Below are 15,091 nucleotides of genomic sequence, written 5' to 3' on the forward strand. Positions count from 1 at the left end.
TATTATGAATAAAGTTATGCGTAAGCGATTAGCTGGAACTCTTTTATTATTATTTGTTTTTTTGTGTACATCATGGGCGCAGACATCAGGTTTGCGCAAAATGATTGATTTGAGCGGAACGTGGAGTTTTGCATTGGACCCTCACGACAAGGGAGAACAGGAAAAACTGTGGAACATGGATTTTACAGAAACTGTGACTTTACCCGGTACAACAGATTCAAATCGAAAAGGAATAGAGAATACCAACAATTCAGAGACTACTTATTTATCCAGATATTATAAATATGAAGGTGCGGCATGGTATGCCCGGAATATAGAAATACCGGCCGGCTGGAATGGAAAACATATCGTGCTGTTTTTGGAACGCACGCGTCCGACAACTGTGTGGATTGATGGTCAGGAAGTGGGTAAGTGTAACTATTTATCTACCCCACAGGAATATGACCTGACTCGCTTCCTGACTCCCGGTTCACATAAACTGACCATCCGTGTGGACAACGGAAATAGTATTCCCCAGCAAATCCGTTCAAGTTCCCATGCCTGTACGGAGTCTACTCAAACAAACTGGAACGGTATTATCGGACGGATGGAACTACAAGCCATGAATCCGTTGTTTATCGAATCTGTTCAGACATTTCCTGTGGTGGCAGACCGTTCCGTGAAAGTAAAGCTGACTCTTTCTCAAAGTACCGGTATCAGTGGAAAGAGAATCAGTCTGTCTGCTACTGCGTTTAATTCTTCCAGGAAACATAAAGTAAAATCTATAGAATATGATTTGAAAGAGGGGCGCAAAGAATATGAATTTACTTATCAACTAGGTGATAAAGCCTTATTGTGGAGCAACCTTCAACCGGCCTTGTATCAACTGAAAGCTGAAATAGAAGGTACAGACGAAAAGTCTGTTCATTTCGGTCTGCGTGACTTTAAAGCGGACGGAACGCATTTCACCATAAACGGCGCTAAAACATTTCTCCGAGGAAAACATGATGCTTGTGTGTTTCCTCTGACGGGCTATACGGCGATGGATTTGGAACAATGGCGGCGTTACTTCAGAATCTGCAAAGAATACGGATTGAACCATTGCCGTTTTCATTCCTGGTGTCCGCCTGCCGCCTGTTTTGAAGCCGCGGATTTGGAAGGCGTTTATTTACAGCCGGAATTACCGATTTGGGGCGGCTTTAAAAAAGAATCCGTTGAATTGATGGACTTCCTGATGAAAGATGGAGAAAACATAATGCGTGAATATAGCAATCATGCTTCTTTCGTACTTTTTGCCTTGGGTAATGAATTGGGGGGAGATATCAATGTGATGAAAGATTTTGTGAACCGTTTCCGTTCGATAGAACCGAGACATTTATATACATATGGCTCGAATATCTTCCTGGGCTCAAAAGGGCATATTCCCGGAGAAGATTTCCTGGTGACTTGCCGTGTCGGTAGTGGCGAGGGATATTCTACTCATGCCCGTGCTTCTTTTTCTTTTGCCGATGCGGAAGAAGGTGGTTATCTCAATAATACTTACCCCAACTCGGTGATGAATTTTGATGAGGCTTTGGAGAAATCCCCTGTTCCTGTAATCGGACACGAAACAGGACAGTTCCAAACCTATCCGGACTATGAGGAAATGAAAAAATACACGGGTGTGTTAGCTCCCTGGAATTTTGAAGTTTTCCGTAACCGTTTGGAGAAAGCCGGCATGCTGAAGCAAGCTGATGATTTCTTTAAAGCGTCAGGGGCGTGGTCTGTAGAACTCTACCGGGCAGATATTGAGATGAACCTCCGTTCCAAGCGGATGGCGGGTTTTCAGTTGCTCGATTTGCAGGATTATCCGGGACAGGGTTCTGCTTATGTGGGTATCCTGGATGCGTTTATGGATAGCAAAGGACTGGTTGAACCGAAGAAATGGAGAGAGTTCTGTAGTGAAGTAGTTCCTTTGTTGACGACAGCCAAATTTTGTTGGACAGGTGGTGAATCATTCACTGGTACTGTTGAAATAGCTAATTATGGAGAAAGCTCATTGAAGGGAAAGAGCGTTTCATGGGAGCTGAAAGATGGAAAGAAAAGTCTTGGTAAAGGTAAAATGGTTATTCCTACGGGATTGGGGTTACTGACTGCCGGAACTGTTCGTTTGGTATTCCCCGATGTGGCAAAAGCATACAAGGCTGAGTTAGTATTGAATATATCGGGAACTTCTTATCAGAATAGTTATCCGTTGTGGATATATCCTGCAAAGAAAGAATTGAATGCGGGTGATGTTGTAGTGGCACGTCGATTGACAGACGATGTGTTGAATACCTTAAAACAGGGAAAGAAAGTGTTGCTGATGCCCCGTAAGGAAGACTGTAAGGAAGTCACGGTAGGCGGGTTGTTTCAAACCGATTATTGGAATTATCGTATGTTCAAAAGTATCTGTGACCGTATCAAGAAACCTGCTTCACCGGGTACATTGGGAATCCTGACAAATCCGGAACATCCGGTGTTCAGTGATTTCCCGACAGAGTTCCATACGAACTGGCAGTGGTATCCGATAATAAAGCATAGTTATCCGCTTATTCTCGATGGTATGCCTAAGGAATATCGTCCTATTGTGCAAGTGATTGATAATGTGGAACGCAACCATAAACTCGGATTATTAATAGAGTTGAATGTCGAAGGTGGTAAATTGCTGCTTTGCATGTCTGATTTGGATGCGGTACGCGATACGCCTGAAGGTTTGCAATTTTATGCCGGTTTGCTGGAGTACATGAATTCTTCAGACTTTAAACCCTCTACTTCGCTTTCAGCCGAATCGTTTAAGAACCTGTTTGAAACGGGTACTCAAAAAGATGGAATAAAAGTACTGGAAAATATCTCTTACGAATAACGGAAAGCAAAAAAGAGAGAGGTACTTTACGATATTATTGTCCTTTTGTACGCAATTCGCCAATGTGAATCCGGTCAGCGGCTATCTTTGCGATAGAAAGTAAAACTTATAGTATTGCCATTAAAATCAATACTGATAAACTCTTAAAATAAAACCATGAAGAAACTGATAACATACGCATGTATGATGATTTTTGCGTTAGGAAGTGTGGCGCAAAATCAAACCGATGAAAGTAAGATGAATCGCTTTATATCCGGACTCATGAAAAAAATGACTCTGGAAGAGAAAGTAGGGCAGTTGAGCCAATGCTCCGGTGGTTTTGCCACAGGGCCCGATAATACCCGTGTTAGTCGTACGGAAGACATTAGTAAAGGGTTGATAGGTTCTTTATTGAATGTATCCGGTGCTGCCAATACGCGGAAATATCAGGAAGCGGCTATGAAATCCCGTTTGCAGATTCCTTTGCTTTTCGGACTGGATGTTATTCATGGATATAGAACGGGGTTTCCGTTGCCTTTGGCCGAGGCTGCCAGTTTCGACCTGGATGCCATAGAAAGAGGTTCGAGATGTGCGGCGAAGGAAGCGGCGGCAGCCGGACTGCATTGGACGTTTGCTCCGATGGTGGATATTAGCTGGGATGCCCGTTGGGGACGCGTGATGGAAGGTGCCGGCGAAGATCCTTATTATGGGGCATTGGTTGCCAAAGCGCGTGTACATGGTTTGCAGGGAGATGATTTATCAAAGGAAAATACGATATTATCCTGTATCAAGCATTTTGCCGGATATGGCGCAGCCATTGCGGGAAAAGATTATAATAGCGTAGATATGTCTATGGGACAGTTTGCCAATTTCTATATGACTCCTTATAAAGCCGGTGTGGAAGCCGGGGCTGCCACCTTTATGAGTGCGTTCAATGACTTTAATAACGAACCGGCTACCGGAAGCCCTTTTCTGTTGAGAGAGCTTTTGAAGAACCAGTGGGGATTTAAGGGATTTGTCGTTTCCGACTGGGGTTCGGTAGGGGAAATGATAAACCATCGTTATGCAAAAGACGAGAAAGAAGCTGCCTATAAAGGAATAAAAGCCGGATTGGATATGGAGATGGTAAGTGAATGTTATTCCAAGAATCTGGCATCTTTGGTAAAAGAGGGCAAAGTATCTATGAAACTGGTAGATGATGCTGTCAGACGTATTTTGGAGCAAAAATATAAACTGGGACTGTTTGAAGACCCTTTCCGCTATTGTGACGAAGAAAGAGAGCGTACGGTGATTGGCTCGCAGGAATCCCGCAAAGAAGCCTGTTATGTTTCCGAACGTTCGGTGGTTCTGTTGAAGAATGAAAACTCAGTGTTGCCGTTATCCGGTGCTGTCAGGAAGGTGGCATTGATAGGAGCATTGTCCAAGTCGCAGAAAGATATGTGTGGTGCATGGTCTTGTGCGGAAGTAGGCAAGGTAGTCACGCTGTATGAAGCGATGGAGAAACGGGGAGTGGATATTAACTATAACGATGGCTACGATCTGAAAACCAATAAGATTGTGAATCTCGACCAGACTTTGGCTGCTGCCCGTCAATCGGATGTGGTAATTATAGCTATGGGTGAGCAGGCTTGGGAAAGCGGTGAGATGCGCTCGAAAGGGAACATTTCCATTGCTGATGAACAGCAAAGGTTGGTTTCAGAGTTGGTAAAGACCGGTAAGCCTGTGGTGGTATTGATGATGTGTGGTCGACCTGTTATTTTCAATGAGGTACGTCGGGATGCGCCTGCTATCTTGTGTACCTGGTGGCTGGGAAGCGAAGCGGGCAATGCTATCTGCAACGTATTATGGGGTGACTATAACCCTTCGGGCAAACTGCCGATGACTTTCCCGCAGCATAACGGACAAATTCCCTTGTACTATCAGTATAAGAGCACGGGACGTCCCACCGCATTGGGCGGATGGTGTGCCAAATACATAGATATTCCTACCGAACCGGCTTATCCATTTGGCTATGGGTTGTCATATACTACTTTCAACTATTCGGATTTGACATTACTTCCGGGTAATGGTAAGGATATCCATGCACGTGTGTCCGTTACAATCACAAACACTGGAAAATATGAAGGGGAAGAGGTGGCGCAGTTGTATGTGCGCGATGAAGTGGCTTCTATTACCCGTCCTATCAAAGAACTGAAAGGTTTCGATAAGATAAAGCTGAAACCGGGCGAAAGCAAAACAATCACTTTTGATGTGAAAGACGAGCAACTCGGCTTCTACAATAACCAAATGAAATACGTGGTTGAGAAAGGGGATTTTACGTTTATGGTTGGTGGCAATAGTCGTGATCTGCAAGAGATTAAATACACACTTAACTGAAAAAAGATATGAAAAACAACTGGAAAAGATGGCTCATGTTTCCCGCTATACTACCGTTTCTCTCTTTGGCAGAGGCTAAGACGGTAGAAGGAAACCTGGTTCAGCAACCTTTGGATACTATCGAATATCGGGTATTTGTAGCTGTTGATAAAGCAGGAGTAGAGCATTGGGGAGGAAAAGAAGCCTATCAGGCAAAACTGAATGCTTTCTTTAATCAGGTGAACGACTTTTGGAACAAGGCAGGAGACGGACGCTTCAATTATTATTTCCGCTATATACCGGATCTGCAAGTGATTTATGATTGTTCTTCCCGTCAACTGGAAAACATTTACAAGAAGAGTGCCGGTTTCCCCAACCACGATGTACTGCTGATTATTGACTCCATTCTCGACTTTGATGATGAAGAAGCGGCAAAAGGATGGTATTGCGGCGGTGGGGCGGACGACCTGAATATGGTAATTTGCCGCAGCCGCAGCAAGACGGAACATGAAGATTTGTTTGGTATCGACTATTTCCACCGTGGAGTGGCGCACGAGTTCGGACATTACCGTGGGGTTACGGACTTGTATGCCGACAGGATACGTGCAAAAAATAATCCGGTGAACGGTATCGAATATGCTCCTGACTCTTGTGTGATGAATAGCCACTATAAAACTTATAAGTGGAGTCAGTATGCTGTGAATATTATCAATTATACGGCAAAATCAAAGCGTCCGAGACGTGATTTCGATGGGTTCTTCAAACAGATGTTTCCTGAAAATATCCTGGTATCGGTGAATGTGAAAGGTAAAAAGAAGAAAGGAGTGAAATTGAATTTGTATGGTTCGCGTGCTAAATTCAATGACCTGATTGCTACCCCTTACCGCACTTATGAAACGGATAAGAAAGGTGAATATCTGATTACGGGTGTCCCTAATCTTTATGACAGTCCGGCACAGCCGCTGCACACGGACGAACTGCCTTACAATCGTTGGTTCACCTTCCTGTTGGAAGCTGAATATAAGGGGGAGAAGAAATATGTGTGGCTTCCCGAATATGAAGTACAACAGGCTTTTTTTGAAAATAAAGATACTTATCAAGTAACCATTGATTTTTAAAAGACGGAATTTAGACCTGTAAAGGGACGGTTTTATTCTATATATTATTAGCAGGAATTTATTCCTGTTAGCCCGTCCTTTGCCTATACCGGGACGTACTTATGATTAAAAGTGTAAATAAAAATAGTATTATATACAAAAAGTATTGATTTATGAAATGTATGATGAGAAGACTTTTGCCGGTTCTAATGGCTATCGCACCTTTGACCGTTTGTGCACAGAAAGTGTACGAACTGAAGGATGTATCCGGTAAGGTGCAGGTGAATGTGAGCGTGAATGATAAGAATGTGGAGTATTCCGTTCTTCACGAAGGCGATGTGATGGTAGCTCCGTCTCCCATTTCCATGAAACTGACGGATGGTACAGCTTTCGGGCTGAATCCGAAAGTTAAAGGGATTATCCGACGTTCGGTGAATGAAACCATTTATCCGCCTGTCTATAAGAAGAAAATAATAGAAGACCGATTCAATGAACTGATAATTAATTTTAAGGGTGGATATAGCTTGACATTCAGAGCTTATGAAGATGGTGCGGCCTACCGTTTCATTTCAAATCTGAAGAAGCCGTTTATGGTGGAAAGTGAACAGGCTACTTTCTGTTTTCCGAATGATTCGAAAGTCTTTGTCGCTTCTCCGAAAGGAAGAATGAACGAGGGCAAGAAAGATCCTTTTTACAGTTCTTTTCAAAATACATATTTGGAAACAGCCTTGTCTGCATGGGATAAAGAACAGATTGCTTTTTTGCCTGTTTTGGCAGAAGGAAAGAATCAGAAGAAAATCTGTATTACCGAAGCCGATTTGCTGGATTATCCGGGAATGTATGTGAAGCATGGAGACAATGGATATTCTTTGGAAGGGACATTTGCTGCTTACCCGAAAGAGGTGGTGGATGAGGTACGCGGATTAAAAGGCGTGGTGAAATCCCGTGAGCCTTATATTGCGAAAGTCAAAGGAAATACCGCTTTCCCTTGGCGTGTGGTAATCGTCTCGAAGAATGATGCGGAACTGTTATGTAATGACATGATCTATAAATTGGCTACTCCGGCACAATTCTCCGATTTTTCCTGGATTAAACCTGGTAAGGTGGCTTGGGACTGGTGGAATGACTGGAATATCTATAATGTGGATTTCCGCGCCGGCATCAATAATGAGACCTATAAATACTATATTGACTTTGCTTCCAAATTTGGCATCGAATATGTGATATTGGATGAAGGTTGGGCAGTACCCGGTAAAGCTGATTTGTTCCAGGTGATTCCGGAAATCAATTTGGAAGAACTCATCAGTTATGCAAAGAGTAAAAATGTGGACTTGATACTGTGGGCGGGCTACCGTGCTTTTGAAAAGGATATGGACCGGGTATGCAAGCATTATGCAGCCATGGGAATCAAGGGTTTCAAGATTGACTTTATGGATCGTGACGACCAGCACGTTGTTGAATTCAACCGCAAGGCGGCAGAAACCGGAGCGAAATATAAATTGCTGATAGACCTTCACGGAACATTCAAACCGACCGGTTTGCAACGTACTTATCCGAATACCATCAACTTTGAAGGGGTTCATGGACTGGAAGAACTGAAATGGGCAGAGCCGGGAACCGATCAGGTCGTTTATGATGTAACCGCACCTTTCATCCGTATGGTGGCCGGGCCAATGGATTATACGCAAGGAGCGATGAACAACGTAATTATGAAGAACTTCCACGCAGTATATACGGAACCGATGAGTCAGGGAACACGTTGCCGCCAGTTGGCATTATATATTGTCTTTGATTCACCTGTCAATATGTTGTGTGATGCGCCTACCAACTATCTGAAAGAAGAAGAATGTACGAAGTTTATCGCTTCTATCCCTACCGTTTGGGAACAAACGCTTCCGATTAGCGGAAAAGTGGCTGAACATATTGTGATGGCACGTGAGAAAGACGGAGTATGGTATGTTGGCGGATTAACCGACTGGAATGCACGTGATGTTGAAATTGATTTGTCTTTCTTGGGAAAAGGTGAATTTAATGCCGAAATTTTCAAAGACGGAATTAATGCAGACCGTGTAGGCAAAGACTATAAACGGGAAGTGGTTCGTGTATCAGCCGACAGGAAATTGAAGCTGCATATGGCTCCCGGTGGTGGATTTGTAGTGAAGATTACAAAATAGTTTAAAAGTAAGTTTTTGGTTTAAACTGAAAAATTCCCTGTTTTAGCTGAATGTCGGATTCTTTTTGACTTTCATGCTAAACGGGGAATTTCTTATTTCACAAATTACTTCGACGGGAATCCGTTCTGATAAAAATTGTAACTGTCTTCTATATTTTCAGGAGTATCTGCTTCTAATACATAAAGTATTTCACGGCAGAAATCCAGTGGCGCAAGTCCGTTGGCTGTTACAATATTGCCATCTCTTACGGCTTGTTTATTGATATAATTGGCTTCGCCGGTATATCCATTTCCGGCATATTGCTTTATATAGTCAAGTCCGTTGCTCGTATGTTCCACATTATTGAGGAATCCGTGCGAGCCGAGAAAGACTGAAGCATTGCATATTCCGGCAACTAACTTCTTTTCTTTTAATGCTTTTTCGACCAAAGGAACTATTTGCTCTGCTTCGGGTGAAAACCAACGCATACCGCCGATTAGTATCAATCCTGCATAATCTTCCGGCATATCATTTATACCGTAATCGGGCAGGACTTTAAACCCGCCGATGGATACGACGGGCTCTTTACTTATAGATAAGGTTTTTACTGCATAATTAATGGGGCTTCCAGGCTTGACGCCTGCATTCAGACTGGATGCAATATAAGCTCCTTCCCAGTCTGCGAACTCGTTCAGCAGTACAAAAATTATTTCTTTCTTCATGCTTACTGTATGGGTTAATTTCAAACAATCATAGAATTGTTCTTTTAACTAATTGATCTTAGAAGCGAAAACTCAATCCCCCTAAGAAGTTGAATCCTTGGGCAGGATAATCCAAATAATATTGATATTTTTTATTCAGCAGATTATGTACTTGTGCATAAACAGATACTCCTTTGAATACATTGTAACTTGCCCCGATATGCAAATCGTTGATTGCAGTCATCTTTGCGTACTCTTTTACTTCTTTCCGGTTGATATAATCATAACCCAGATTTATATTTAGAGCAGAAATCGGATGGATACGTATATTGAAGGACATTTCGCCAACTGGTTTCATCACTAATAACCTTTTGTCTGCTTTACTATCCCAATTACGGTAAGTATATTTAGCTGATATTCCCAGGATGTCTTTATAATCGTAGCTGATTTCACCACCGAGGTAAAAGTTATTTGTGTTATCTTGAGCAAAACTCAGGTAAGACTCCGGCTGAATATCGTTAGCTTCAAATCCCAAATACGACAAGTCATTCTTTAGATTCTGATAGCCGCCGAAGACATTGAACCAAAGTCCCGAATAAGGACTTGCTTTGAAGCCAATGCTACCGTTGATTTGCTCGTAAGTATCATAGGGACGTTGTACATAGACCAAAGTAGCAGTGGAATTTACATCCGGCAGTTCGCCATAAGGACAGATACTTTCCAATCTGCGGAAATCATTCAGTAGTTTGCCACCCGTTGCTTTTGCATAAAGCACATAACTGTCAGAGAAGATATACTGTGCAGTGATATCCGGTGAAACACGGAACGACTTATCGAATCCGAAAGATAAATCTACATTAGCACCGATATGCAATTTCCAGTCATCATTATCCAGTTCATAATATGGATTCAGGAGAAGTGTTGTATAGTTCTTGAAATATTCGTCTCCGGTAGAAATATTCTTTGTATATCCACTGTACAGAAGATTGTTCATCTCTAAAGCAATAGTCACCGATTGTTGGTCGCCGATAGCTCCTGTAACATCGCCTTTGGTACGTATGATTGTTTCTTTGATGCCTGTATTGGCTTCATTTTCATTTATCATATTATGCTGACGTTCATACATCAACAGATTTGTTTCGGCATTGAAACGCAGCGGTGCAGTCTCATCAATGAAATGGATACCTGCATGAAAGTCACCGGAAGTGAATTTCTGTTTACTGTTCACACTTTCCGGTTTGAAGTTGAAGTTACTCAAACCGAAGTTTCCGGCAATATTCAAATCCAATTTGTTGAATTGATGTGTATAATCCACATTTGCACGTGTGCGGTAGTAGAAAGCATTCCATTTCTCACCATCCGTGAAGGGAAGAGTCAACTTTCCATCCATACCATCCATTTGGAAACGTACATTCAGCTTATCTTTTTTCGACAGGCGGAATAAATAATTGGCAAGAATATCCAGATTGCCTAAATTACCATATCCGGCACGCACATATCCGGGAGTCGTTCCGGGCTGGATTTCTTTTCCGGTATAAGGATTCATCAGACCAGCCGGAACAGAAGTTGCCGGAAAGAAAGTCGTGGCATATTCCACCTCTTTCTTGCTGACTGTCGGCTCTTCCACTTTGGGCAGGACGTTTACTTTCGAAGCATCCATAATATCCGGGTTATATTCTTGTTCCACAACAACGGTACGATTCATAGTCGTATCTTTGGGTTGGGTAGTCTGGGCTTGAAGGCAGGATGGCATTGAGATTGCCAATGCGAGTCCTCCTATTATATAATGAGATCGTTTCATACTTTTCTATTTTTTAATTCTCAATTCTCAACTTTCAATTTACGAAGTCTGCTTTCAATCATACTTTGAATATCGTCGTTGCCTTGATAATTCTGTTGAAGGCTCAACAGATACTGGCGTGCGTCAAGGTCTTTACCTGTAGCGGCATACACATCGGACAAGAGGACAAAGCTACGTGCCAGCCAATAAGCGTGCGGCGTACTTTGCTCTATGTAGTTGAGCAGTTCTTTCTCTGCGGCAGCATATTCTTTCGCATCATACAGAGATTGTGCAACCTGGTATTTAGCTTCCGCACCGTATGAGTTACGGGTATCTTTCGCCAATTCGCGGAAGTCATCCATGGCTTTTTTATCCGCCTTCTGCTTGGTATAGGCTTTAGCGCGATAATAAAGAGCTTCATTCCGCAGTTCAGGACTAAGTTTGGCTTCTGCCAGCAAATCGGTGGCAGCATGAATCGTTTCAATATCATCCCTCAACAGGAAGGCGCAACGAAGTATTCCCGTTTCAGCAAGCTGACGACGTTCTACGTTGGTCGCTTTCTCTTTCAGCATCTTGTAACTAGCCAATGCTTCCGCCGTCTGTTGTTGATTGAACTGAACTTCGGCACGCAGAATAAGAGCTTCTTCCGCAAATGGATTGTTCGGATATTCCAGTAACTTACCGGAATGCAAGAGAATCATATCATAATTCTTTTGCTCGTTTCCAATCAGGCAGAGATAATAATGTGCATTCAGACTGAAAGCCCCTTCCGGGAAAGTCTGCAAGTATTTGTTGAGACTTGTCTTCGCCTCTTCCATCCGTCCCCGCATATAAATCTTTTCCGCAGCGGCATATGTCAGTGAATCCTGTTCGTTGGCATCGAAACGGATATGTCCCGGCATGGCATTAGCCAAGGCCGCAAATTCATCTATGCGATTCGAATCTACATAAATCGACTTTAAATCGCGCATAGCCAAACGGGCTTCTTCACTACCCGGATATTTCTCGATAACCAGTTTGTAGGCTTCGATAGCTTGATTGTAATCACCCTTCTGATAATACAGCAAACCGATTTCAGCCGCCGCTTTCCGGCTGACAGGGCTTTCGGGATATTTGTTCAGCAATTCCTTGAAAGCAGAAATTGCCTGGCTGTTATTATCCATCAATACATAAGACCGTCCTTTTTCGTAAATAGCATTCACAGCATAAGGAGAAGCCGGATACTTTCCTACCAGTCGGTTCAGCAAAGTAATCTTGCCGGAATAATCTTTCTGCAAACCGGATACAAGAGCCAGTTGATAGAAAGAATAATCCCCGGAAGGAGTATTCATCTGTTCGGCTTGCGAATAATAATGCTTAGCTTCTTCGAAATTGCGTACATGCAAGTGACAGTCACCGATACGGTTGTATGCATCGGCTAAAGCCGTTGCGTTTTCGCCTTTCTCCAGTTGAACATATTTTGGGAAATAATTGCTTGCCTGTGTATAGTCTTTCCGGTGGAAAGCGATATATCCTAAGTTATAATTGGCAAGCGCATACATCTCGTTATTGGGCTGGGTAGTCAGTTGCAGATAAGCGTTGAAGTCGCGTGCGGCTTCCATCATCCGGTTGAGACGATAGTAAGATTCTCCACACCAGTAGTAAGCATCCGCTTTCGTCTGACGATTGTATTGTCCGATGGCAATGGACTGATTCAGATATTTCAGAGCCTGTTCAAAATCTGCATTGGCAAAGGACTGTGTTCCTAATTGGAACAATATCTTCTGCTTGGCTTCCAATATCTGTGCGCTCGGCTTGGCAATCCGGTCAATTGATTTCAATGCAGCATCATAGCTGCGCGTATTCATATAAACTTCCACCAGGTAACTGCTGACTTTCTCGGCATAAGGTGAAGTCGGAAATTCGTTCAGGAATTTTTCGAAAGCAGTGACCGATTCACCAAAAGCGGAGAAAGAAGTCTCATGCAGGCAAAGGGCATAATTATAAGCTGCCTGTTCCTTGATTTGCATATTGGCATTGGACGCTGCCGCTTGTTCGAAAGCCATGCGGGCTTTGTTCTTTTCTGCCAGTTGCAGATAGGAGAGTCCCATGTGCAGATAAGCATTCTGTGTAAGGGCGTCATTGGTAGTTGTCACTTTGCCCAGTGCTTCGGCTGCTTTGGAATACACTTTCGTTTGGTAGTAAGAGAGTCCCAGCATATAAAGGGCATCCCGACGGGGAGCCGAATGCTCCTTCTTTAAATATTCGTTGAATGATTCTACCGCTTTATGATACTGTTCGAAGTGATAATAAGCATCTCCGAGAATACGGTACATTTCTGCCGCATGCTCATTGTTCGGATAAGCCGACAGATAATTCTGTGCTACAATCTGTGCCTTATCATAGTTTTTGAGCTGTGCATAGATTTCAGCGATATAATAAGGTACGAGGGCTTTGTATTTCGGGTTGTCTTGCAGTGGAAGGAAACCTTTCAACGCTTCGTTATAGCGTTTCTGTGTATAGCGGATATAAGAAATGTAGTAATCGCAATCTTTTGCATATTTGGGACTGTTGGCACGCAACGTCTCAAACCAAATAGCCGCTTCTTTTAGATTGTCAGTTTTCAGATAACAAGTAGCCAACTGATAAGTGCGGTCATCGCGTTCTTCATTGCCTAGCAAATCGAGGTCGGTAGAATTGAATAGTGCCAACGCTTCATTATACTTTCCTTCATAGAAATAGCAGGAAGCCAGCAGCGAATAAATGCGATTGGCAAATGGCGTATCAGGATAACGGTCGAGATACTTGCGGAGCAATTCGATTCGGTTCTTGTCATTCAACTCGTACGCCGAACTGACCAGCATATATTCTGCCTCCTGAAGCAGACTGGCTGTCGGCTTTTGTTTAACAAATGCTTTCAGCGCCGGCAAGGCAGCCGCATAATTCTTTTCCTGGAAAAGTTCTTTCCCTTCTTTATAAAGGTTGTCAGCCGAAGTGAACTTATCACCTGTCTGGGCAAATCCTATAATGGGTGCGCAACAGATAGCCGCGCAAATGAGTCTGGTAATTTCTTTTTTCATAATCGGGTATTTATGCAAAAGTACTACATATCTTTCAATGACGTATTTTAATAGCTATTAATTTAAAGCTCATTAAAATATTAGACAGAATAGAATGGAATATGTTTCTCTAATTTGTTATATTTTAACGAATTATCTACTTGATAAGAACTTTTTAAGCCCCCTTCGTATAGAATCCAGCCCGAAATCTTCCGGATTGATTTCAGCGAGAGGCAGGAAGAAAGAATCTGCTACATCATCCATAGCGAAAAAGTGGCTCATGTCTTCTACTGTACATAGAAAAAATAGATCGAGCGTATGAACAGGAAAACCGGAATAGATGTAAATATTAGGCAGTGTGAACTGATAAACGGCTTTTTTTACTTTCAATCCCGTTTCTTCCAGCACTTCGCGGGCAACACCTTCTTCGCCCGTTTCATTCATATCTATAAATCCGCCGGGCAGGTCGAGAGTCCCTTTGGCAGGCTCTTTGGCACGTCGGCAAACGAGCAGTTCGTTCTTTTCATTCAAGATCAGTGCCACGGTTGCAGCGGAGGGATTAAAGTAATAGACAAAACCACAGTCGGCACATTTTTTGGACTTCTCGTTGTTGACTTCGAAATGAGAGGAACCACATTCGGGACAGTATAGGAATTGGGCAAGAGGATGTTTCATAATTGTATATACGTTCAAGTTAATTGTTTATGCACGCAAAGTTATAAAAAAATGAGATTGAGTGAGAGGCTTATTCTGAATATAAAAAGAAAGAGGATAGATAATTTTCTCATGCAACTGAATATTATCTGTGGAGTATTGAAAGAGATCGGATATGAAAAATTGTATATTAAATCATTCTGCTTTCCCAAATATGCAGTCCGTTATAGGCTCAAAGGGAAAAACTCGCAGGAATTGAAGAAGATGAATGAGGAAACGTTCTTATATTGGACTATTTATTGTTAATGATTCTCATTTGGACTATCTGAATTGGCATATTGAAAGAAAAACTTAGAATAACCTTCTAATTTGATAAATCCAACAGTTCTTTGTTCGTGCACTAACTGGGGTGAATAACGCTCTGTATGGACGTTTAAAATCCTTCTTTTTGTTCTTTGGATTGTTCCTTAT

The 15,091-nt window shown here is 42.5% G+C and carries 8 protein-coding genes; 4 read left to right on the forward strand and 4 right to left on the reverse strand.

Features of this window, described 5'->3' with window-relative positions; translation table 11 throughout:
- Positions 1-4 precede the first annotated feature (4 nt).
- The 4 genes from HC965_RS10685 to HC965_RS10700 all read left to right on the forward strand — a co-directional run bounded on the left by HC965_RS10685 (position 5) and on the right by HC965_RS10700 (position 8,468).
- The gene (locus HC965_RS10685; RefSeq protein ID WP_191031489.1) at positions 5-2,863 is read left to right on the forward strand and encodes a sugar-binding domain-containing protein; all 2,859 of its coding nucleotides are present in this window, start codon (positions 5-7) and stop codon (positions 2,861-2,863) included.
- Positions 2,864-3,019: 156 nt separating this feature from the next.
- Positions 3,020-5,218, forward strand: coding sequence for a glycoside hydrolase family 3 N-terminal domain-containing protein (locus HC965_RS10690; RefSeq protein ID WP_191031490.1), 2,199 nt, complete (start codon positions 3,020-3,022; stop codon positions 5,216-5,218).
- Positions 5,219-5,226: 8 nt separating this feature from the next.
- Positions 5,227-6,315 carry a hypothetical protein gene (locus HC965_RS10695; RefSeq protein WP_191031491.1) on the forward strand — a complete coding sequence of 363 codons (1,089 nt, stop codon included), beginning with the start codon at positions 5,227-5,229 and terminating at the stop codon, positions 6,313-6,315.
- 152 nt (positions 6,316-6,467) lie between these two features.
- Positions 6,468-8,468 (forward strand): glycoside hydrolase family 97 protein, encoded by a 2,001-nt coding sequence (locus HC965_RS10700; RefSeq protein ID WP_191031492.1) that lies wholly within the window; start codon positions 6,468-6,470, stop codon positions 8,466-8,468.
- Between the two features lie 104 nt (positions 8,469-8,572).
- Here HC965_RS10700 and HC965_RS10705 read toward each other — a convergent pair whose 3' ends face one another.
- The 4 genes from HC965_RS10705 to HC965_RS10720 form a co-directional block, all read right to left on the reverse strand.
- Entirely contained in the window at positions 8,573-9,169 is a 597-nt protein-coding gene (locus HC965_RS10705; RefSeq protein ID WP_191031493.1) for a type 1 glutamine amidotransferase family protein, read from the reverse strand.
- Between the two features lie 58 nt (positions 9,170-9,227).
- Positions 9,228-10,949 (reverse strand): TonB-dependent receptor, encoded by a 1,722-nt coding sequence (locus HC965_RS10710; RefSeq protein ID WP_191031494.1) that lies wholly within the window; start codon positions 10,947-10,949, stop codon positions 9,228-9,230.
- 20 nt (positions 10,950-10,969) lie between these two features.
- The gene (locus tag HC965_RS10715) at positions 10,970-13,987 is read right to left on the reverse strand and encodes a tetratricopeptide repeat protein (protein WP_191031495.1); all 3,018 of its coding nucleotides are present in this window, start codon (positions 13,985-13,987) and stop codon (positions 10,970-10,972) included.
- Positions 13,988-14,119: 132 nt separating this feature from the next.
- Positions 14,120-14,641 (reverse strand): NUDIX domain-containing protein, encoded by a 522-nt coding sequence (locus HC965_RS10720; protein ID WP_191031496.1) that lies wholly within the window; start codon positions 14,639-14,641, stop codon positions 14,120-14,122.
- Positions 14,642-15,091 lie beyond the last annotated feature (450 nt).

The organism is Bacteroides sp. GM023 (assembly GCF_014750685.1).
Taxonomy (GTDB): Bacteria; Bacteroidota; Bacteroidia; order Bacteroidales; family Bacteroidaceae; genus Bacteroides.

Excerpts from the sequence above, each read along its gene's own strand:
- HC965_RS10715 (WP_191031495.1), bottom strand. The coding sequence starts at position 13,987 with ATGAAAAAAGAAATTACCAGACTCATTTGCGCGGCTATCTGTTGCGCA.
- HC965_RS10685 (WP_191031489.1), top strand. The coding sequence starts at position 5 with ATGAATAAAGTTATGCGTAAGCGATTAGCTGGAACTCTTTTATTATTA.
- HC965_RS10705 (WP_191031493.1), bottom strand. The coding sequence starts at position 9,169 with ATGAAGAAAGAAATAATTTTTGTACTGCTGAACGAGTTCGCAGACTGG.
- HC965_RS10695 (WP_191031491.1), top strand. The coding sequence starts at position 5,227 with ATGAAAAACAACTGGAAAAGATGGCTCATGTTTCCCGCTATACTACCG.
- HC965_RS10720 (WP_191031496.1), bottom strand. The coding sequence starts at position 14,641 with ATGAAACATCCTCTTGCCCAATTCCTATACTGTCCCGAATGTGGTTCC.
- HC965_RS10700 (WP_191031492.1), top strand. The coding sequence starts at position 6,468 with ATGAAATGTATGATGAGAAGACTTTTGCCGGTTCTAATGGCTATCGCA.
- HC965_RS10710 (WP_191031494.1), bottom strand. The coding sequence starts at position 10,949 with ATGAAACGATCTCATTATATAATAGGAGGACTCGCATTGGCAATCTCA.
- HC965_RS10690 (WP_191031490.1), top strand. The coding sequence starts at position 3,020 with ATGAAGAAACTGATAACATACGCATGTATGATGATTTTTGCGTTAGGA.